Origin of the sequence: Raineyella fluvialis, assembly GCF_009646095.1 — a bacterium.
Taxonomy (GTDB): domain Bacteria; phylum Actinomycetota; class Actinomycetes; order Propionibacteriales; family Propionibacteriaceae; genus Raineyella; species Raineyella fluvialis.
Window position 1 is genome coordinate 2,238,381 of sequence record NZ_CP045725.1, and the last position, 19,415, is coordinate 2,257,795.

General features: G+C 69.0%; 18 protein-coding genes and 1 pseudogene. 14 read left to right on the plus strand and 5 right to left on the minus strand.

From position 1 onward, the window contains the following. The first annotated feature begins 46 nt into the window (after nucleotides 1-46). Both Rai3103_RS10135 and Rai3103_RS10140 read left to right on the plus strand, forming a co-directional pair. Nucleotides 47-781 carry a beta-phosphoglucomutase family hydrolase gene (locus tag Rai3103_RS10135; RefSeq protein ID WP_153572504.1) on the plus strand — a complete coding sequence of 245 codons (735 nt, stop codon included), beginning with the start codon at nucleotides 47-49 and terminating at the stop codon, nucleotides 779-781. A gap of 15 nt (nucleotides 782-796) precedes the next feature. Further along, complete coding sequence (locus Rai3103_RS10140) at nucleotides 797-3,310, plus strand: glycoside hydrolase family 65 protein (protein WP_153572505.1); 2,514 nt, start codon at nucleotides 797-799, stop codon at nucleotides 3,308-3,310. Nucleotide 3,311: 1 nt separating this feature from the next. On the opposite strand, the gene Rai3103_RS10145 is transcribed toward Rai3103_RS10140, so the two are convergent. Together Rai3103_RS10145 and typA are read right to left on the minus strand one after the other, a co-directional pair. Next, a complete protein-coding gene (locus Rai3103_RS10145; RefSeq protein ID WP_153572506.1) occupies nucleotides 3,312-4,835 on the minus strand; it encodes a L,D-transpeptidase family protein in 1,524 nt (507 codons plus the stop codon). A 154-nt stretch (nucleotides 4,836-4,989) separates the two neighbouring features. Continuing rightward, entirely contained in the window at nucleotides 4,990-6,849 is a 1,860-nt protein-coding gene (gene typA / locus Rai3103_RS10150) for a translational GTPase TypA (RefSeq protein WP_153572507.1), read from the minus strand. An 87-nt stretch (nucleotides 6,850-6,936) separates the two neighbouring features. Between typA and Rai3103_RS10155 the strand changes: the two genes are divergently transcribed. From Rai3103_RS10155 to Rai3103_RS10175, 6 genes and pseudogenes are all read left to right on the plus strand, one after another. Beyond that, nucleotides 6,937-8,058 carry a GTPase family protein gene (locus Rai3103_RS10155; RefSeq protein ID WP_153572508.1) on the plus strand — a complete coding sequence of 374 codons (1,122 nt, stop codon included), beginning with the start codon at nucleotides 6,937-6,939 and terminating at the stop codon, nucleotides 8,056-8,058. Nucleotides 8,059-8,226: 168 nt separating this feature from the next. Further along, nucleotides 8,227-9,726 carry a methylmalonyl-CoA carboxytransferase subunit 5S gene (locus Rai3103_RS10160; RefSeq protein ID WP_153572509.1) on the plus strand — a complete coding sequence of 500 codons (1,500 nt, stop codon included), beginning with the start codon at nucleotides 8,227-8,229 and terminating at the stop codon, nucleotides 9,724-9,726. Nucleotides 9,727-9,736: 10 nt separating this feature from the next. Beyond that, on the plus strand, nucleotides 9,737-11,302 hold the full coding sequence (locus tag Rai3103_RS10165) for an acyl-CoA carboxylase subunit beta (RefSeq protein WP_153572510.1): 1,566 nt from the start codon (nucleotides 9,737-9,739) through the stop codon (nucleotides 11,300-11,302). Between the two features lie 13 nt (nucleotides 11,303-11,315). Then, nucleotides 11,316-11,630 carry a hypothetical protein gene (locus Rai3103_RS10170; protein ID WP_153572511.1) on the plus strand — a complete coding sequence of 105 codons (315 nt, stop codon included), beginning with the start codon at nucleotides 11,316-11,318 and terminating at the stop codon, nucleotides 11,628-11,630. Nucleotides 11,631-11,647: 17 nt separating this feature from the next. After that, nucleotides 11,648-11,776: a hypothetical protein gene (locus tag Rai3103_RS18535; RefSeq protein WP_277872966.1), complete on the plus strand. Its 129-nt coding sequence runs from the start codon at nucleotides 11,648-11,650 to the stop codon at nucleotides 11,774-11,776. 35 nt (nucleotides 11,777-11,811) lie between these two features. Then, nucleotides 11,812-12,015, plus strand: a pseudogene (locus tag Rai3103_RS10175) (biotin/lipoyl-containing protein); the annotation flags it as partial. A gap of 72 nt (nucleotides 12,016-12,087) precedes the next feature. Here Rai3103_RS10175 and Rai3103_RS10180 read toward each other — a convergent pair. Further along, complete coding sequence (locus tag Rai3103_RS10180) at nucleotides 12,088-12,855, minus strand: SDR family NAD(P)-dependent oxidoreductase (RefSeq protein WP_153572512.1); 768 nt, start codon at nucleotides 12,853-12,855, stop codon at nucleotides 12,088-12,090. Nucleotides 12,856-12,940: 85 nt separating this feature from the next. Between Rai3103_RS10180 and Rai3103_RS10185 the strand changes: the two genes are divergently transcribed. Beyond that, nucleotides 12,941-13,690: a phosphoglyceromutase gene (locus Rai3103_RS10185; protein ID WP_153572513.1), complete on the plus strand. Its 750-nt coding sequence runs from the start codon at nucleotides 12,941-12,943 to the stop codon at nucleotides 13,688-13,690. Between the two features lie 30 nt (nucleotides 13,691-13,720). On the opposite strand, the gene phoU is transcribed toward Rai3103_RS10185, so the two are convergent. Next, the gene (gene phoU, locus Rai3103_RS10190; protein WP_153572514.1) at nucleotides 13,721-14,365 is read right to left on the minus strand and encodes a phosphate signaling complex protein PhoU; all 645 of its coding nucleotides are present in this window, start codon (nucleotides 14,363-14,365) and stop codon (nucleotides 13,721-13,723) included. A gap of 321 nt (nucleotides 14,366-14,686) precedes the next feature. On the opposite strand from phoU, the gene Rai3103_RS10195 reads away from it, so the two are divergent. Next, entirely contained in the window at nucleotides 14,687-15,904 is a 1,218-nt protein-coding gene (locus Rai3103_RS10195) for a sensor histidine kinase (protein WP_153572515.1), read from the plus strand. Then, entirely contained in the window at nucleotides 15,901-16,578 is a 678-nt protein-coding gene (locus Rai3103_RS10200) for a response regulator transcription factor (RefSeq protein ID WP_153572516.1), read from the plus strand. Before Rai3103_RS10195 ends, Rai3103_RS10200 begins: the two co-directional genes overlap by 4 nt. A gap of 124 nt (nucleotides 16,579-16,702) precedes the next feature. On the opposite strand, the gene Rai3103_RS10205 is transcribed toward Rai3103_RS10200, so the two are convergent. Beyond that, entirely contained in the window at nucleotides 16,703-17,383 is a 681-nt protein-coding gene (locus Rai3103_RS10205) for a hypothetical protein (RefSeq protein ID WP_153572517.1), read from the minus strand. A gap of 205 nt (nucleotides 17,384-17,588) precedes the next feature. On the opposite strand from Rai3103_RS10205, the gene Rai3103_RS10210 reads away from it, so the two are divergent. From Rai3103_RS10210 to ispF, 3 genes are read left to right on the plus strand one after another with little or no spacing between them, the layout of a single operon-like run. Further along, the gene (locus Rai3103_RS10210) at nucleotides 17,589-18,074 is read left to right on the plus strand and encodes a CarD family transcriptional regulator (RefSeq protein ID WP_153572518.1); all 486 of its coding nucleotides are present in this window, start codon (nucleotides 17,589-17,591) and stop codon (nucleotides 18,072-18,074) included. A 10-nt stretch (nucleotides 18,075-18,084) separates the two neighbouring features. Further along, nucleotides 18,085-18,843, plus strand: a complete 759-nt coding sequence (gene ispD / locus Rai3103_RS10215; protein WP_153572519.1) for a 2-C-methyl-D-erythritol 4-phosphate cytidylyltransferase — start codon at nucleotides 18,085-18,087, stop codon at nucleotides 18,841-18,843. Further along, the gene (gene ispF, locus Rai3103_RS10220; protein WP_422395999.1) at nucleotides 18,840-19,373 is read left to right on the plus strand and encodes a 2-C-methyl-D-erythritol 2,4-cyclodiphosphate synthase; all 534 of its coding nucleotides are present in this window, start codon (nucleotides 18,840-18,842) and stop codon (nucleotides 19,371-19,373) included. Before ispD ends, ispF begins: the two co-directional genes overlap by 4 nt. Nucleotides 19,374-19,415: the final 42 nt, after the last annotated feature.

Here is a 19,415-nt window from a genome sequence, read left to right on the forward strand (position 1 = left end):
TCGCAGAAGCTTCCCGCGCGGCGTGGGCCGCGCCTACAGTGACGCCATGGGCACTGTGACGGCGCTCGACTGGGGCTCGGTCGATGCCGCCCTGTTCGACCTCGACGGGGTGGTCACGCCCACCGACGAGATCCACCGGCGGGCCTGGGCGGAGATGTTCCGCGACGTCCTCGCCGAGGCGGGTGCACCCGCCTGGAGCGACGAGGACTACTTCGACCACGTCGACGGCCGTCAGCGGCTGGACGGGGTGCGGGCCGTCCTCGAGGCCCGGGGCCTCACCCTGCCCGAGGGCTCTCCCGACGATCCACCCCGGGCACGGACGATCCACGGGCTGGGCGCCCGGAAGAACGAGGCCTTTCTCGAGGTCCTGCACCGGCAGGGCATCGCCGGTTATCCGGGCTCGGTGCGACTTCTCGACCACCTCGCCGCCAAGGGGATCGCGACGGCGGTCGTCTCCTCCTCACGCAATGCGCGGCTCGTCCTCGACACCGCCGGCCTCACCGGCAGGTTCGACGCGGTCATCGACGGACTCGTCGCCGCGGAGCACGATCTGCCCGGCAAGCCGGCCCCGGACACCTACTGCTACGCCGCCCGCCTCCTCGGCGTGGCGTGCGACCGGGCGGTGGTCCTGGAGGACGCCGTCAGTGGGGTCGCGGCCGGGCGGGCCGGTGGTTTCGCCGCTGTGGTCGGCGTGGACCGTGGTGTCGGTGCCGACGCGTTGCTGGCCGCCGGCGCAGACCTCGTGGTCACCGACCTCGCCGACCTCGTCCCCTGCCCCTGATCGCGAGGAGGACCGATGCGTGCGCCGCAGGATTCCCACATCCCGCCCGATCCCCTCGACCCGATGGACCGGACCCGCTTCCCGGTGGACGAGTGGCGGCTGGTCGAGACCTCACCGGAGCTGGCCGACCTCGGCCGCACCGAGACCCTCTTCGCCGTCGCGAACGGCTACCTCGGGATGCGTGGCAACCCGGAGGAGGGTCGGGAGAGCGCCGCGCACGGCACCTTCATCAACGGCTTCCATGAGACCTGGACGATCCGGCACGCCGAGGAGGCGTACGGCTTCGCCCGGGTCGGGCAGACCATCATCAACGCCCCCGACACCAAGGTGCTCAAGCTCTACGTCGATGACGAGCCGATCACCGTCCCCGACGCGGACCTCGACGAGTACGAGCGCAGCCTCGACTTCCGCGACGGCATCCTGCGCCGGCACCTGGTGTGGCGGACACCGGCCGGGAAGAGGGTCCGGATCGACACCACCCGGATGGTGAGCATGTCGGCGCGTCATCTGGCGGTGATGACGATGGACGTGACGCTGCTCGACGCCGATGCCCCGGTCGTCATCTCGTCACAGATCCTCAACCGCCAGGACGGGGAGGACGAGTACCACGTCCGCTCGGCCGCCCAGGGGCTGGATCCGCGACGGGCGGAGGGCCCCGCCCGTCGCGTCCTGGTACCCCAGATGAACTGGACCAAGGGCCTGCGGGCCATGCTGGGTTATCGGGCGACGGACTCGGGGATGACGCTCACGGTCGGCATCGACCACGCGATCGAGACGGAGAACGTCTGGCAGTCCCAGGTGATGTCCGACGAGGACGTGGCCAAGGTCATCTTCCGGATCTGGGCCGGACGGGGCAAGCCGATCCGGCTGGTCAAGTACGCCGCCTACCACACCTCCCGCTCGGTGCCGGTGCGCGAGCTGATCGATCGGGTCTCGCGCACACTCGACCGGGCGGTGGAGACCGGTGTCGAGGAGTACCGGGCGGCGCAGCGGAGCTGGTACGAAGATTTCTGGGAGCACGCCGACGTGGTGGTGGGGACCGAGCCCGGAGTGCAGCAGGCCGTCCGCTGGAACCTCTTCGCCCTGGCCCAGGCCTCAGCGCTGTCCCAGACGCACGGCATCCCCGCGAAGGGGGTCACCGGGGCCGGTTACTCCGGGCACTACTTCTGGGACGCGGAGGTGTACGTGCTGCCGTTCCTCACGTACACGATGCCGCAGGTCGCGCGCAGCGCGCTGCGGTTCCGCTACCTGATGCTGGATGCCGCCCGGCGCCGCGCGGGGGAGATGGCGACGCGGGGGGCGCTCTTCCCGTGGCGGACGATCAACGGCGAGGAGGCATCGGCGTTCTACGCCGCCGGCACCGCCCAGTACCACATCGATGCCGACATCGCGTACGCCCTGAGCCGCTACGTCGAGGCCACCGGCGACATGGATTTCCTGCTGCGGGAGGGCATCGACATCCTCGTCGAGACGGCCCGGATGTGGGCGGACCTCGGCTTCTGGACGGAGAACGTCTCCCCGGCCTTCCACATCCACGCGGTGACCGGCCCCGACGAGTACACCACCGTCGTCAACGACAACCTCTTCACCAACGTGATGGCCCGGCACAACCTGCGGCTGGCCGCGGAGAACGTCGCCAGGCTGGCCGCGGACTGGCCGGAGGCGTACGAGCGGATGGTGCGGCGGCTGGACCTGCACGAGGACGAGGTGGAGGAGTGGCAGCGCTGCGCGGAGCACATGGCCATCCCGTACGACGAGCACATCGGGGTGCACCCGCAGGATGCGCACTTCCTCGACCGTGAGGTGTGGGACCTCGATGCCACCCCGCCCGACCGGTTCCCGTTGATGCTGCATTACCACCCGTTGGTCCTCTACCGGTTCCAGGTGCTCAAGCAGGCCGACGTGGTGCTCGCCATGTTGTTGCAGGGCGACCAGTTCTCCCGTGAGCAGAAGCGCGCCGACTTCGAGTACTACGACCCGATCACCACAGGCGATTCGACCCTGTCGAGCGTCGTCCAGTCCATCATCGCCGCCGAGGTGGGCTACCAGGAGCTCGCCCTGCGCTACTTCTACGGTGGGCTCTTCGTCGATCTCGTCGACAGGCACGGGAACACCAGCGACGGGGTCCACGTCGCCTCGCTCGGCGGCGTGTGGATGGCACTGACCGCCGGCTTCGCCGGGATGCGGGACCACCACGGCGCCCTCGCCTTCGACCCGCGGTTGCCGACGCGCTGGGAATCCATCAGCTTCCGGCTCCGCCGACGGGGTGGGGCCATCCGGGTCGAGCTCACCCGCGACGCCCTCACCGTCACCCTGCTGGAGGGGACGTCGGAGTCCTTCAGCGTGCGCGGCGAGGACTACGAGGTCCGCGACGACGCCCCGTGCGTGCGGGTCCCGCTGGCCGATCAGGGCCCGCAGGTGCCCGGTCCGGTGCCGCCGCAGACGGTGATCGGCGTCCGCCGCGACGGGAGCCGGATCACCGCCGGCGTCCCCGGCACCTTCCCGGGCTCACTGCGGTCGACCGAGTAGGTCAGTAGTAGACGACGACCTTGTCACCGATCTGCACCTGCCCATAGAGCCAGTTGATCCCTTCCCAGTCGCGCAGGTTGACGCAGCCGTGGCTGCAGCCCGCGTAGCCACGGGCTGCGAAGTCAGGGGAGTAGTGCACCGCCTCGCCACCGTTGTAGAACATCGCCCGCGGCATCCAGGTGTTGTACAGCGTGGAGGTGTGGTCGTAGCTCTTCCAGTAGACCGTGAAGGAGCCGTTGTCCGTCGGGCTCGTCGAGCAGCCGAACCTGGCGTCGTACGTGCTGATGATCTCGCCGTTGATCATCCAGCGCAGCGCGCGATCGTTCTTCGAGGCACACATCGTGCGGCCGGTCAGGCACCGCCCGTCGACGCCGTAGGTGAGGAAGCCGCCCTCGAAGCGTTGGGTCGGCTTGCCGGCGGACCAGTACTCCGTGCCGAGCGGGTAGCCGTACCGGCCGTTCTCCCAGCCCGCCGCTCGCCAGGCCTCGACGATCGCGCCGCGGATCACGTGGGCCCCGGTCCCGGGGGACCAGTAGATCTCACCCCGTTGGAAGTGCTGGCCGCACCCGCCGCGGACCAGGCCGCAGAACTCGTCGGAGACGGGGTAGCCGAGCGGCCCGTTCTCCCAGCCCTGGCCGCGCCAGGACTCGACGATGGAGCCGCGGGACCAGTGCGCCCCGGTGTTCGGCGTCCAGTAGATCTCGCCGTGCTGGAAGTGCTGGCCGCAGCCGCTCTGGGTGAGGCCGCAGAACTCGTCGGAGGTGGGATAGCCCAGGGAGCCGTTCTCCCAGCCCTGACCGCGCCAGGACTCGACGATGGAGCCGCGGGACCAGTGCGCCCCGGAGGCCGGGGACCAGTAGATCTCGCCGTGCTGGAAGTGCTGGCCGCAACCGCCGCCGGCGAGCCCGCAGAACTCGTTCGAGGTGGGGTAGCCCAGGAAGCCGTTCTCCCAGCCCTGGCCGCGCCACTTCGCGAGGATGCTGCCGCGGGTCCAGTGGGCCCCCGTGCCGGGCGACCAGTAGACCTCGCCGCCCTGGAAGTGCTGGCCGCAGCCGCTCTGGACCAGGCCGCAGAACTCGTCACTGGTCGGGTAGGCGAGGAAGCCGTCCTGCGCACTCGTCCGGGTCCAGGCGTCGCGGATCGCTCCCCGGGTCCAGTGCGCCCCGGTGGCGCTGGTCCACAGGATCGTGCCGCGTTCGAACGGTTGCGAACAGCCGTCAGCGACCAGGCCGCAGGTGACCGGACCGGTCGCCGCGCCGATGGCGTCCTTCGACGTCGCGGCCTTCGCCGCGATCGCCTCCTCTCCCGGTGACACCGTGACGGCCAGTGGGGCCGGGGCGGGTGCCGCCAGCGTCGCGGAGGCCGTCGGTGTCGGTGTGGGCTTGGGCGTGGCCGAGGCAGTGGGTGTCGGTGTCGGTTTGGGCGTGGCCGAGGCGGTCGGTGTCGGTGTCGGTGCCGGAGCTGCGGCGGCGGGCCCGCTCCCCCAGGGAGCCGCCAGGAGCGTGGCGACGGCAGCCACAGCCACCGCGCGTCCGAGGCGACGACGCCTCGGACCCGCGGATGTGTCCCTCGTGGACAGAAACATGGAATCCCCCATGGTCAGGCCGTGCCGCGAGGCGGCACGGCTTACGCTGCCCTCAGGATCCCATGCCGGGAGGGCAGCGATGGGGGGAAACGCGTCAGCTCTTGGACCGACGCGCGGCCTTCACCCGCTCGCTGTGGTCGAGGATCGTCTTGCGGATCCGGACGGCGTCCGGGGTGACCTCGAGGCACTCGTCGGCGCGGCAGAACTCCAGCGACTGCTCCAGGCTCATCAGCCGCGGCGGAACCAGGCGCTCCAGCTCGTCACCGGTGGAGGAGCGGACGTTGGTGACGTGCTTCTCCTTGGTGGGATTGACGTCCATGTCGTCGGGGCGCGAGTTCTCGCCCACCACCATGCCCTCGTAGACCTCGTCACTCGGCTTGATGAACAGGGTCCCGCGCTCCTGGAGGTTGAACAGGGCGTACGACGACACCGTCCCGAGGCGGTCGGCGACCATGGAGCCGCTGGGACGCGTCCGCAGCTCGCCCACCCAGGGCGTGTAGCCCTCGAACACGTGGTTCATCAGGCCGGTGCCGCGGGTCTCGGTGAGGAACTCGGTGCGGAAGCCGATCAGGCCGCGTGACGGCACGATGTACTCGATCCGGACCCAGCCCGAACCGTGGTTCGTCATCGTGCGCAGCTGGCCCTTGCGGGTGCCGAGCATCTGGGTCACGGCGCCGACGTACTCCTCGGGGACGTCGACGGTGAGGAACTCGGTCGGTTCCTGCGTCTTCCCGTCGATGACGCGGGTGACGACCTCGGGCTTGCCGACGGTCAGCTCGAACGATTCACGGCGCATCTGCTCGACCAGGACGGCCAGCTGCAGCTCGCCTCGGCCCTGCACCTCCCAGGTGTCGGGACGCTCGGTCGGGTTGACGCGGATCGACACGTTGCCGATCAACTCACGATCCAGGCGCGCCTTCAGCAGCCGCGCGGTGAGGTTCTTCCCGGAGCGGCCCGAGAGCGGGGAGGTGTTGATGCCGATCGTCATCGAGATCGACGGCTCGTCCACCGTGATCAGCGGCAGCGGCTTGGGGTCCTCGGGGTCGGACAGGGTCTCACCGATGGTGATCTCGGGGATGCCCGCGATGGCCACGATGTCGCCAGGTCCGGCCGACTCGGCCGGCACCCGCTCCAGCGCCTCGGTCATCAGCAGCTCGGAGAGCTTGACGTTCACGATCGTCCCGTCGTGCTTGCACCAGGCCACGGTCTGGCCCTTGCGGAGCTCGCCCTGCTTGATCCGGCACAGGGCCAGCCGGCCGAGGTAGGGGGATGCGTCCAGGTTGGTCACGTGGGCCTGGAGGGTGGCGCCCTCCTCGTACTGCGGGGCGGGGATCGTCGACATGATCGTCTCGAACAACGGCTCGAGGTCCTCGTGGTCGGGCATCCCACCGTCCTCGGGACGGGTCAGCGAGGCCCGGCCGGCCTTCGCCGACGCGTACACCACCGGGAAGTCCAGCACGGCGCCGTCGGAGTCCTCCGGCAGCAGGTCCATGAACAGGTCGTACGTCTCCTCGACGACCTCGGCGATCCGGGCGTCAGGACGGTCGACCTTGTTCACCACGACGATCAGCGGCAGATGCTTGGTCAACGCCTTGCGGAGCACGAACCGCGTCTGCGGCAGCGGCCCCTCGGAGGCGTCGACGAGCAGCACCACGCCGTCCACCATCTCCAGACCGCGCTCCACCTCGCCACCGAAGTCGGCGTGGCCGGGGGTGTCGATGATGTTGATGGTGACGGGCTCGTCGTTGATGACGTGCTTCACCGCCGTGTTCTTCGCGAGGATGGTGATGCCCTTCTCGCGCTCGAGGTCCATGGAGTCCATGACGCGGTTGTTCACGTCCTGACCTTCGCGGAATGCGCCGGACTGCCACAGCATGGCGTCGACGAGAGTGGTCTTGCCGTGGTCGACGTGGGCGACGATGGCGATGTTGCGCAGGTCAGGACGCTGGGGCATAAGCAGGACTTCCGATTGTGAGAGCAGGAGCACAAAGATGGTAGTTCCCTGGGGCGCCGCGACGTGAATCCCGCCTAGGCTCGTGCCATGTCCGACTGGTTCACCGACGCGTTCCGCACCGAGTACGAGCGCCAGCTCGACCTGCTCGGGCGCTTCAACCTGGCCCTCTTCGGCAAGACCGGGGTCGGCAAGTCGACCCTGGTCAATGCCATCTTCGGCGAGCCGGTGGCGGCCACCGGCATCGGTGAGCCGGTGACCCACGACTCCCACCTCTACCTCGACCATCGGGGCCGGCTCGGTCTGCTCGACACCCGAGGCCTGGAGATCGGCCGTGACGACCGGCAACTGCTCAAGGAGCTCGAGGCGTACGTCCGGCAGATGCGCCGCGGTCCGCTCGAGGACCAGATCCACGTGGTCTGGTACTGCGTACGCGGCATGGACCGGCGCTTCGAACCGTTCGAAGCCGAGTTCGTCCGTCGGCTCGATGCCCTCGGCCTGCCGGTCGTCGTCGTGCTCACCCAGGTGCCCCGCGGCGTCGGTGGGCAACTCCATCCCGACGCGATCGCCCTGGCGCAGCACATCACCGGGCTCGGCCTGCCCATCGTCGACGGCCATCCGTACCTCACCTACGCACTGGAGGACCCGTTCAGTGGTCAGTCGTCCTACGGCTTGACGGCGCTCCTCGACGCCACCTTTCGCGGCGCACCGCAGGCGGTCCATGCGGCGCTCACCGCGGCCCAGCAGGTCGACCGGCGACGGAAGACCGTTCTGGCGCGCCGGACGATAGCTGGCGCGGCCGCCACCGCCGCCGCCACGGCCGCCACCCCGATCCCGTTCTCCGACGCCACTGTCCTGGTCCCGCTGCAGCTGGGGATGATGGCCCGGATCGCCCAGCTCCACCAGGTCCCGGTCGACCGTGCCGCGCTGATGGCGGTCGCCTCCACCACGGTGGCGACGCAGGCGGGCCGCGCGTCGGTGAGCAGCCTGCTGAAACTCATCCCGGGGGCGGGGACCGTGGCCGGCGGGGCGATCGGAGCGGCGGTGGCGTCCTCCTTCACCTACGCGATGGGGGAGGCCTGGCTCAGCGTGGTCGAGCGGACCGCGGCCGGGACGCTGCGCGGCCTCGACGGCCTGCCCGACACCGAGCAGGTGCGGGCGGCTTTCGTCGAGGAGTTCCGCCGCCGGATGCCCGGGACCCGGCGCACCTGAAACGATCGTGTGACTTTTACTACACATTGTCGTACGACGCAGGGCGTACGATGTCGTCAGGCCCGGGCCCGATCCGATGATTGACGGCGATCTCCCTAGCAGACCGTGGTTTCGCCGGAGGGGGAGGGGGCCCTGTGCCGGCACGTACGACGATGGCAGTATGAAGCCATGAAGCCGCGAGAGATTGGTATAACCGAACTCGTCCTTCGCGACGCGCACCAGAGCCTGATGGCGACGCGGATGGCCATGGAAGACATGGTCGACGCCTGCGCTGACATCGACGCTGCCGGTTACTGGAGCGTGGAGTGCTGGGGCGGTGCAACGTACGACGCTTGCATCCGCTTCCTGAACGAGGACCCATGGGAGCGTCTGCGGACCTTCCGCACACTGATGCCCAACAGCCGCCTGCAGATGTTGCTCCGCGGCCAGAATCTGCTGGGCTACCGCCACTACGAGGACGCAGTGGTCGAGAGGTTCGTCGACAAGTCGGCGGAGAACGGCATGGACGTGTTCCGTGTCTTCGACGCGCTGAACGACCCGCGCAACCTCGAACACCCCATGCAGGCCGTGAAGAAGGCCGGCAAGCACGCCCAGGGCACGATCTGCTACACCGTCAGCCCCGTCCACAACACCGAGGACTACATCAAGCTGGCCGGCCGGCTGCTCGACATGGGTGCCGACTCGATCGCACTGAAGGACATGGCGGCTCTGCTCAAGCCCCAGCCCGCGTACGACATCGTCAAGGGCATCAAGGACACCTACGGCCAGGACGTGCAGATCAACGTGCACTGCCACTCCACCACCGGTGTCACCCAGGTCGCCCTGATGAAGGCGATCGAGGCCGGTGCCGACGTCGTCGACACCGCGATCAGCTCGATGTCCCTCGGCCCGGGCCACAACCCGACCGAGTCCGTGATCGAGATGCTCGACGGCACCCCGTACACCACGACGGTGGACCGGACCAGGCTGAAGCCGATCCGCGACCACTTCGCCAAGGTCGCCCCCAAGTACAAGAAGTTCATGTCCGCGGTGACCGGTGTCAAGACCGACATCTTCGACTCGCAGATCCCCGGCGGAATGCTCTCCAACATGGAGTCGCAGCTGAAGGCCCAGGGTGCCGGAGACCGGATGGACGACGTCCTCGCCGAGGTGCCGAACGTCCGCAAGGACGCCGGTTACCCGCCGCTGGTGACCCCCTCCTCGCAGATCGTCGGGACCCAGGCCGTGTTCAACGTGCTGATGGGCAAGTACCACGTCCTCACCGGTGAGTTCGCCGACCTGATGCTCGGCTACTACGGCGAGTGCCCGGCCGAGCGCAACCCCGAGGTCGTCGAGAAGGCTAAGGCCCAGACCAAGAAGGAGCCGATCACGCAGCGTCCGGCGGACCTGCTGGCGCCCGAGTGGGACGCGCTCGCCGAGCAGGCCAAGAGCCTCGAAGGCTTCAACGGCACCGAGGAGGACATCCTCACCAACGCGATGTTCCCCCAGGTCGCCCCGAAGTTCTTCGCCGAGCGGTCCCAGGGCCCGCGCAACGTCGGGATGACCGACGAGCAGGTCGAGGAGGAGCGCCGCAAGGCAGCCGGCCTCGACAAGGCCCTGCACGAGCCCATCAAGTACAAGGTCACCATCAACGGCCAGTCCCGTTCGGTGTCCGTAGAGCCGGCCTGAGGTGACGACGATGCCTGAAACGAAGAAGATCCACGACATGGCCGAACGCCTCGCGACGCTCAGCCAGCGTCGCGAGGAGGCCCAGCTGGGCGGCGGCGCCTCACGGCTGGAGAAGCAGCGCGAGAAGGGCAAGATGACCGCGCGGGAGCGCGTGGACGCCCTGCTCGATCCGGGGACGTTCCAGGAGACCGGGATGTTCCGGACCCACCGGACCACCACCTTCGGGATGGACACCGCCAAGGCTCCTGCCGACGGCGTGGTCACCGGCTCCGGTGCCGTCCTCGGCCGCCCGGTGCACGTCGCCTCCCAGGACTTCACCGTGATGGGTGGCTCCGCCGGTGAGACGCAGTCCAAGAAGGTCGTCGAGATGATGGAGGCATCGCTCTCCACCGGCACGCCCTTCGTGTTCATCAACGATTCGGGCGGCGCCCGGGTCCAGGAGGGCATCGACTCGCTGTCCGGCTACGGCCAGGTGTTCTACTCGAACGTCCGGCTCTCCGGTGCGGTGCCGCAGATCTCGATCATCGCCGGCCCGTGCGCCGGTGGTGCCGCCTACTCTCCGGCCCTGACCGACTTCATCATCCAGACCCGCAAGGCCCACATGTTCATCACCGGGCCGGGCGTGATCTCGGAGGTGACCGGCGAGAAGGTCTCCCAGGACGACCTGGGTGGCGCCGACGCCCACATGACCCGCTCCGGGGTCAACCACTTCGTGGCGAACGACGACCAGGAGGCCGTGCTGATCGCCAAGAAACTGCTCAGCTTCCTGCCGCAGAACAACCTCTCCGAGCCGCCGCGGGTCAACCCGGACGACGTGGTGGAACCGAACGAGGCGCTGCGCGACATCGTCCCGGTCGAGGGCAAGAAGGGCTACGACGTCCGCGAGGTCATCCGTGGCATCGTCGACCACGCCGACTTCCTCGAGGTCCAGGCCGGCTACGCCCAGAACATCGTCGTCGGCTTCGCCCGGATCAACGGTTACTCCATCGGTGTGGTGGCGAACCAGCCGGGCGTGATGTCCGGGGTGCTGGACATCAACTCGTCCGACAAGGGATCGAAGTTCGTCCGGTTCTGCAACGCGTTCAACATCCCGCTGGTCACCCTCGTCGACGTGCCGGGCTTCCTGCCCGGTGTCGCCCAGGAGCACAACGGCATCATCCGCCACGGCGCGAAGATGCTGTACGCCTACTCCGCGGCGACCGTCCCGAAGATCACCGTCGTGATGCGCAAGGCGTACGGCGGCGCCTACCTGGCGATGTGCTCCAAGGACCTCGGTGCCGACCGCGTCTTCGCGTGGCCGACCGCCGAGATCGCGGTGATGGGCGCGGAGGGTGCGGCGAACATCGTCTTCAAGAAGGAGATCGCCGAGGCCGCCGACCCGGTCGAGCGGAAGGCTGAGCTCGTCGAGGAGTATCGCGAGACGTTCGCGACGCCGTACATGGCCGCCTCCCGCGGTCTGGTCGACGACATCATCGACCCCGCCGACACCCGTCGCGAGGTGGCGATGGCCCTGGAGATCCTCCGGACCAAGCGCCAGCTGCGCCCGGACAAGAAGCACGGCCTCGGGCCGGCGTGATCGGGAGCTGACGATGGCACAGGACAACGAGATCGCCGCTCTCCAGCGGCAGATCGAACAGCTCACCGCTCGGCTCGCCGCGGCGGAGAAGCGGATCACGGACTTCGACCAGATGGCCGATGTCTTCGCCGAGGAGCACAAGGTCGACGAGGACACCATGATGGTCATCTCGGCCGCCGTGGCAGCCGTTCTCGGGCATCGGGCCAAGATCCGTCAGGTCCAGTTCCACGAGGGGTCGGGCTGGGTCTCCGCGGGCCGCATGGAGGTCCAGGACCACCGGAAGACCCAGGCGCGTCCGGCCGCCCAGAACCCGCTCACGCTGCACTGAGGACGAGGAGGAACAAGATGAGACTCAAGGTGACAGTCAACGGAACCCCGTACGACGTCGATGTCGAGGTCGAGCAGTCGCACCCCTCGCTCGGTGACCTGGGCGTGATCGGTGCGTACACCGGCCCCGCCCCACCGCGCCCGTGACGTCGACGATGCCGGCGGCCAGTGCGAACTCGATCGTCGCCCCGCTGGCCGGATCCGTCGCGCGGATCATGGTCGAGGAGGGCCAGACGATCACGGCGGGCCAGGTGCTCGTGGTGCTCGAGGCGATGAAGATGGAGACCGAGATCACCGCGCCGTCGGACGGCACGGTCGGCTCGATCCTCGTCGAGGTCGGCGACGCCGTCCAGGGCGGCCAGGCCCTGATCTCCCTGGCCGACTAGCGGCACGGCCGGACCAGAGCGGCTCAGCGGGGGATCGGTCGGAGGCAGTGCCTCCGACCGATCCCCCGTCGCTCATTCCTCGGCCCGCAGGATCTTGTGCGCCGCGGGCTGGACGCGGGGCCGGACCACCATCCGGTCGATGTTGACGTGGGCTGGCAGGGACGCGACGAACCCGATGCAGGAGGCGACGTCCTCGGCCGTGAGGACACCCTCGACGCCCTGGTAGACCTTGTCCGCGCGCTCCTGGTCGCCGTCGAACCGCACCAGCGAGAAGTCCGTACGGACCATGCCCGGCGCGATCTCCACCACCCGCAGCGGTCGGTCGTACATCTCCAGGCGCATCGCTTGGGTCATCGCGCGCTCGGCGGCCTTGGCGCCGCAGTAGCCGGCGCCGCCCTCGTACCCACCGTCCGCGGCGACGGATGTGACGAAGACGACCTGGCCGCGCCCGCCCTCGGCGGCGAGTAGCGCCGGGGTGAGCGCCCGGGTGACCCGGGCCGCCCCGAGCACGTTCATGTCGTACATCTGCTGCCAATTGTCGAGGTCGGCGTCCTCCACCGGGGCAAGGCCGAGGGCGCCGCCGGCGTTGTTGACCAGCAGTTCGACGCGGGGCCCGGCCGCTGCCGCCAGTGCCTGTACCGAGGCTTCATCGGTGACGTCGCACACCTGGACGTGGCCGCCGATCTCGTCGGCGATCTCCCGGAGCCGCTCCTCGCGACGGGCGGCGCAGATGACCTCGTATCCCTGGGCGGCGAGAGTGCGGGCCGTGGCGGCACCGATGCCGCTGCTGGCCCCGGTGACGACGGCGATCGGACGGGCGGGTGTGGCGGGAGCGTTCATGTCCGGAGTATGCCCGGCTCCGGGGCCGCCGGGAAGTGTGGGGCCGCTGGCGGCGCCCCGACCGGCGCCCACTAGGCTTCGCACCATGACTGCAAAGCTGATCCTGCTGCGCCACGGCGAAAGCGAGTGGAACGCCAAGAATCTCTTCACCGGCTGGGTCGATGTCGACATCAACGACAAGGGCAAGGCCGAGGCCCAGCGCGGCGGCGAGCTGCTCGCCGCCGAGGGCCTCCTCCCCGAGGTGCTGTTCACCTCGACCCTGAAGCGGGCCATCCACACGGCCGAGATCGCCCTGCGCACCTGCGATCGCCACTGGATCCCGGTGGAGCGCTCCTGGCGCCTCAACGAACGCCACTACGGTGCCCTCCAGGGCAAGAACAAGACCGAGATCCGCGACGAGTTCGGCGAGGACCAGTTCATGCTGTGGCGCCGCTCGTACGACCAGCCGCCGCCGGTGCTGGCCGCCGACGACAAGTGGTCGCAGTACAACGACCCGCAGTTCGCCGACCTGCCTAGCGAGATCCGTCCCCGGACCGAGTGCCTGAAGGACGTCGTCTTCCGCATGCTGCCGTTCTGGTACGACCGGATCGTCCCCGAGCTGAGTGCCGGCCGGACGGTGCTCGTCACCGCCCACGGCAACTCCCTGCGCGCCCTGGTCAAGCACCTGGACGGGATCTCCGACGAGGCCATCTCCGGGCTCAACATCCCGACCGGCATCCCGCTGTTCTACGAGCTGGACGAGGACATGAAGCCCACCGTGCCCGGCGGCCGCTACCTCGACCCGGAGGCCGCCAAGGCCTCCATCGAGGCGGTCAAGAACCAAGGCAAGAAGTAGTAGTACTCCCGTTCGTCACCGGGGACCGGCTCAGACCGGGTCGTCCCCGGTGACGACATAGACCATTCGCTCCGCGATCTCCACGGCATGGTCGGCGATCCGCTCGTAGTAACGGCCCAGCAGGGCACTGTCGACGGCCGCCTCCACGGTGTGGCTCCAGCTACCGTCGACCAGTGACTTGAACTGATCGCGGCGCAGTTCGTCCATCACCTTGTCCTCGGCGGCGAGCTTGCCCGCCGTGTCGACGTCGAGGTTGCGCAGCATCGCTCCGGCGTCGGCCACCATCGATCCCGCCACGTCGGCCATCTGGCGGAAGTTGTCCTGGAGCGTGTCCGGGACCGCGCAGGCGGGGAACCGCAGCCGGGCGATCTTGGCGACGTGGGCCGCGAGGTCGCCCATCCGGGTCAGCTCGCCCAGCATCCGGATCGCCGAGAACACCGTCCTCAGCTCCCCGGCGACGGGAGCCTGGCGCGCGAGCATCGAGAAGGTCCGCTTCTCCAGCTCCTCGGCGAGGTCGTCGATCATCCGGTCGTTGGAGATCACCTGCTCGGCCAGTGAGAGGTCGCTGGTCAGCAAGGCCGTGGTGGCATCGGCGAGTGCCGTGTGCACCAGGTCGACCATCCGGGCCAGGTCTGCCATCGTCTCGCGCAGCTGCTCACGGTAGGTGTCGCGCACCACCGGCCTCCTCTCGTGTTCCACCATCGGCTCCGACGGCTCCGGCTCCGGGACGTCGCGCCATGCCCGCCGTCGGCGGATCCTGCCCCGTCCCGGATCGTCCCTGGTCACTGTCCTGCCGTCCTGTCTCTACAGCGGGGTGACAAGCAAATATAGCCCGTCCTAATATCTGCGGGCGCAGAGGCCCGGTGGTGAGGCCGTCGGCGCCGCTTGCCGGAGGGTATCCCGGCCGGGGTGCTGACCCGCCCACCTGGGCTGAACACCGCGTGAACACTGGATGAACCGGGCACGACGCAATTGGGGTGGCTGTCGCTCGCCCGTATGATCTGGCCTGTGAATGCCTACCTCGTCGCTGTCGGTGGCCTCGTGGTGGGTGTCCTCATCGGGGTCGCGATGATGGCACTGCGGGCCCGGGCCGACCGGCTGCGCGAGGAGCGCGTCCGGGCCGAGATGGCCGCCCGGGTGACCGTACGACCCGAGGTCTCGCGCGTGCTGAACGTGTTGCGTTCCGGCGCGATGGTGGTCGGGCCGCACGACGAGGTCCTCCAGTCGACGGCGCAGGCCCGTACGCTCGGCGTCGTCCGCGGTGCGCGGGTCGTCGTCCCGGCAGTCCTCACCCTGGTGCGTGCGGTCCGCCAGGACCGCCAGCCCCGCAGCACCGAACTGGACCTCAAGCGTGAGGGGCTCACCAGCCTGCATGTGATGGCGCGGGTCGCCCCGCTGGACGACCGGACCATGCTGGTCCTCGTCGAGGACCGGACAGCCGCCCGTCGCGTCGACGAGACGCGGCGTGACTTCGTCGCGAACGTCTCGCACGAGCTGAAGACGCCGATCGGCGCGGTGACACTCCTGGCCGAGACCCTCGAGGATGCCGCGGACAGCCCCGATGACGTCCGCCGCTTCGCCCGCCGCCTGCAGATCGAGGGGGGCCGGCTGTCGGATCTGGTCCGCCAGATCATCGACCTCAGCCGCCTGCAGTCCGATGATCCGCTGCTCGATCTCAACGAGGTCCTCGTCGACGACGTGATCACCGACGCCGTGGACCGTAACCGGGTCGACGCCGACGACCGACACGTGACCCTCACCGTGGCGGGCAGGTCCGATCTGGAGGTGTTCGGTGACCAGGAGCAACTGACCATCGCGGTCTGCAACCTGATCGAGAACGCCATCATGTACTCCGAGCGCGGGGCTCGGGTCGCCGTCGCCGCCCGCGCCGTGGCGGTCGGTGAGGAGGACTTCGTCGAGATCAGCGTCTCGGACAACGGCATCGGCATCCCCGAGGACGAGGTGCAGCGCATCTTCGAGCGTTTCTACAGGGTCGACTACGCGCGCAGCAGGGACAACGGGGGGACCGGTCTCGGCCTGTCGATCGTCAAGCACATCGCCGCCGCCCATGGCGGCTACGTGCATGTCTGGAGCAAGCTGGGGCAGGGCTCCACGTTCACGATCCGGATCCCCCGGCACCATGAGCGGGAGGCCGTCGATGGCCCCTCCGCGGCCGACCAGGCCACCACCCACTCCCAGGAGGTAGACGGATGACCCGAGTTCTCGTGATCGAGGACGAGGAGTCCTATCGCGAAGCGCTGTCCTACATGCTGCGCAAGGAGGGTTTCGACGTGGTCGAGGCTCCCGACGGCACGGAGGGGCTGGCGGAGTTCGATCGGGGCGGTGCCGACATCGTGCTGCTGGACCTGATGATGCCGGGGATCTCCGGCACGGAGGTGTGTCGTCAGCTGCGTTTGCAGAGCTCCGTCCCGGTGATCATGGTGACCGCCCGGGACACCGAGGTGGACAAGGTCGTGGGTCTCGAACTCGGAGCCGACGACTACGTCACCAAGCCGTTCTCCCAGCGGGAACTGCTCGCCCGGATCCGCGCCGTCCTCCGCCGCGGTCAGGAGGTCGAGCTCGTTCCCGACGTCATCGAGTCCGGAGGCGTACGGATGGACGTCGAACGCCACGAGGTCGCGGTGAACGGGGAGCCGGTCCGGCTGGCCCTGAAGGAGTTCGAGCTGCTCGAGATGCTGCTGCGCAACGCCGGCCGGGTGATGACCCGCGGCCAGCTCATCGATCGGGTGTGGGGTGCCGACTACGTCGGCGACACCAAGACCCTGGACGTCCATGTCAAGCGACTGCGCGCGAAGATCGAGGAGAACCCCGCTCGTCCGGTCCATCTGGTCACCGTCCGTGGTCTGGGGTACAAGTTCGAGGGCTGAGCCCGCCTCGTACGCCCCCAGCCTCGTACGGCCCCGACAGCGCACCACCCCCGGCGGGAGGTCTCCCGGCCGGGGGTGGTCTGCGTCTGCGGGTGGTGCCTGCGGTGGGGTGCCCAGGTCTGGGTCAGCCGTTCGTCTTCGGAGAGGCCGAAGCGGAGGGAGAGGCGGAGGCGGAGGCCGGGGCCGAAGCCGCCGCGGCGGCGGAGGCGGAAGCCGACGTGGAGGGCGACATGGTGGCGAAGTCGGGCTTCGTCGCGTCGATGACGGGGACCCGTACGGTCAGCCTGCCGTTGTTCTGGAAGGTGAGGGTCAGTTCGACGTCGACGCCGGGGGTCAGCTTGGCCCCAGTGACGGCCGCGGTGCGCTCCTCGAGCCGGACCGGCTTCTCCACGGTGATCGCCAGCGGCTCAGGCAGGGCGACGCTCAGCGTGCCTGCGGCGTCACCGTTGCTCTTGAGGGCGCGGCCGGACACCGACTGGAGGGTGTCGAGCGTCGGCTTGGCGGCGGTGGCCACCTGGCTGTTGCTGAAGGGGGTGCTCGACGGCGAGGCGTAGAGGCTGCCGGCGAGGTGGGCCTGGGAACCGTCGGGCTGGGCGATGACCATGAGGTTGCGCACCTTGATGTCGCCGCGGCCCTGCTCGACCTGGTGACCGCCGGCGAGGTCGGCGTTGATGCCCTCAGCCTGGGTGTACTGCTGCAGGGTCTGGTGTTCGAATCCCATGCGGCATCCCGCGAGCCCGAAGAGGGAGGCGGTGACAACAACGGCAACAGCGGCGCGCTTGGCGTGGTTCTTCAGGGTGGGCACGATTCAGGACTCCTCGTTGGGCCAGGTCAGACTCGTGCACAGAGTAGCCAGAAAGGTGGGCGCCGGGCACATCGTTTGCCACGCTCGCCGTCACAATTCCGCGTCAATCCGCACCACGCTAACGCCTCCGAGGGGGGTCGTGCCAACTCGATCCGGGCGTGTCACGCACCCCCGTGATAGAATCGGCACGCGAAAGGGGACATGTATGACGTTTGCAGTCGGTGAAACGGTGGTCTACCCCAATCATGGGGCGGCCGTCATCGAGGACATGGAAACCCGCAAGATCAAGGGGGAGGACAAGCTCTACCTGGTGCTGAGGATCGTGGGCCAGAACGATCTGGTGGTCCGCGTCCCAGCATGCAATCTCGACCTGGTCGGCGTTCGGGACGTCGTGGATGCCGATGGTCTGGAGAAGGTCTTCGAGGTGTTGCGCGCGCCGCACGCCGAGGAGCCCGCGAACTGGTCCCGTCGTTACAAGGCCAATCTGGAGAAGTTGCACTCCGGCAACGTGCTGAAGGTCGCTGAGGTCGTCCGTGACCTGTGGCGGCGAGGCAATGATCGTGGCCTGTCCGCCGGTGAGAAGCGGATGCTGGTCAAGGCCCGGCAGGTGCTCGCGTCGGAGGTGGCCCTCGCCGAGAAGTGTGACGAGGTCCGCGCGGAGGAGTTGCTGGACGAGGTCCTCGCTTCCTGATCTTCTCCCAATGACATCTCTGCACAGTACGCAAGGCACCGCGTACCCAGCGCATGAACCGGTCGTCGCCGTAGTGGTGGCGGCCGGTTCCGGCGTCCGGCTTGGGGAGGGTGGGCCGAAGGCCCTCCGCGACGTCGGTGGGCGCGCCCTCGTCGCGCACGCGCTCGATTCGCTCGCCGGCGGCGGGGTGTCCCGGGCCGTGATCGTCAGCCGGGCCGAGCTGGCTGCCGCCTTCGCCGACGCCCTCGCCGACGCCCCCATCCCGTGGACACTCACCGAGGGCGGTGCGGAACGCCAGGACTCCGTCGCCAACGGCCTCGCCGAGGCGGAGCGGGTCGCACCGGACTCTCGCTACGTGTTGGTCCATGACGCGGCGCGCCCGTTCGTGCCGGCATCCGTGGTGGCCGCGGTGATCGCGGCCCTGCGAAGCGGCGCCTCCGCGGTGATTCCCGCGATCCGCGTCATCGATACCATCCGCGTCGCCGACCCGCACCCCGGCGAGGCGACGGTGGTGGACCGGTCCCGTCTTAGGGCGGTCCAGACGCCGCAGGGTTTCGATCTCGCCACTCTCGTCCGGGCCCACGACCACGTACGATCCAAGGGTCTGGCCGTCACTGATGATGCGATGGCCTGCGAGGCGATAGGCGAGCATGTCACGCTCGTCGAGGGCTCGCGGGACTCACTGAAGATCACCGAGCCGTTCGACCTGCTGGTCGCCGAGGCGGTCTGGCGGCGTCGGACCGATGCTCTGGAAGGGACTGTCTGGTGAACCACGAACCGCTCCCCGTCGGCCCCGCCCGGATCCGGACCGGCATCGGCACCGACGTGCACCGCTTCGCCGAGGGCATACCGATGTGGGTCGCCGGGCTGCACTTCCCTGAGGAGTCGTACGGTCTGGCCGGGCACTCCGACGGTGACGTGGCCTCACACGCCGTCTGTGACGCGCTGCTCTCCGCCGCCGGGCTGGGCGATCTCGGCTCCAACTACGGCACCTCGGACCCGGAGTGGGCGGGTGTGGGCGGGGTCGTGTTCCTTGCCGAGACGGCCCGCCGGGTGCGGGAGGCCGGCTGGGACATCGGCAACGTCGCCGTCCAGGTGGTCGGAGTCCGGCCCCGGATGGCCGCCCGTCGGACCGAGGCGGAGAAGGTGATGTCCGATGCCCTCGCGGCACCGGTGAGCGTCTCCGCCACCACCACGGACGGGCTGGGGTTCACCGGCCGGGGCGAAGGGCTGGCTGCCCTCGCCACGGTGCTGCTGGTGCGCCGTGATCCGATCCGAGCCCGGCCGTCGCATCCCTGACCTCGGCCCCAGTGTGGATCGCCGCCACCGGGTAGGTGGCCG

Excerpts from the sequence above, each read along its gene's own strand:
- Rai3103_RS10135 (WP_153572504.1), top strand. The coding sequence starts at position 47 with ATGGGCACTGTGACGGCGCTCGACTGGGGCTCGGTCGATGCCGCCCTG.
- Rai3103_RS10140 (WP_153572505.1), top strand. The coding sequence starts at position 797 with ATGCGTGCGCCGCAGGATTCCCACATCCCGCCCGATCCCCTCGACCCG.
- typA (WP_153572507.1), bottom strand. The coding sequence starts at position 6,849 with ATGCCCCAGCGTCCTGACCTGCGCAACATCGCCATCGTCGCCCACGTC.
- Rai3103_RS10155 (WP_153572508.1), top strand. The coding sequence starts at position 6,937 with ATGTCCGACTGGTTCACCGACGCGTTCCGCACCGAGTACGAGCGCCAG.
- Rai3103_RS10160 (WP_153572509.1), top strand. The coding sequence starts at position 8,227 with ATGAAGCCGCGAGAGATTGGTATAACCGAACTCGTCCTTCGCGACGCG.
- Rai3103_RS10165 (WP_153572510.1), top strand. The coding sequence starts at position 9,737 with ATGCCTGAAACGAAGAAGATCCACGACATGGCCGAACGCCTCGCGACG.
- Rai3103_RS10170 (WP_153572511.1), top strand. The coding sequence starts at position 11,316 with ATGGCACAGGACAACGAGATCGCCGCTCTCCAGCGGCAGATCGAACAG.
- Rai3103_RS18535 (WP_277872966.1), top strand. The coding sequence starts at position 11,648 with ATGAGACTCAAGGTGACAGTCAACGGAACCCCGTACGACGTCGATGTC.
- Rai3103_RS10180 (WP_153572512.1), bottom strand. The coding sequence starts at position 12,855 with ATGAACGCTCCCGCCACACCCGCCCGTCCGATCGCCGTCGTCACCGGG.
- Rai3103_RS10185 (WP_153572513.1), top strand. The coding sequence starts at position 12,941 with ATGACTGCAAAGCTGATCCTGCTGCGCCACGGCGAAAGCGAGTGGAAC.
- Rai3103_RS10195 (WP_153572515.1), top strand. The coding sequence starts at position 14,687 with ATGATCTGGCCTGTGAATGCCTACCTCGTCGCTGTCGGTGGCCTCGTG.
- Rai3103_RS10200 (WP_153572516.1), top strand. The coding sequence starts at position 15,901 with ATGACCCGAGTTCTCGTGATCGAGGACGAGGAGTCCTATCGCGAAGCG.
- Rai3103_RS10210 (WP_153572518.1), top strand. The coding sequence starts at position 17,589 with ATGACGTTTGCAGTCGGTGAAACGGTGGTCTACCCCAATCATGGGGCG.
- ispD (WP_153572519.1), top strand. The coding sequence starts at position 18,085 with ATGACATCTCTGCACAGTACGCAAGGCACCGCGTACCCAGCGCATGAA.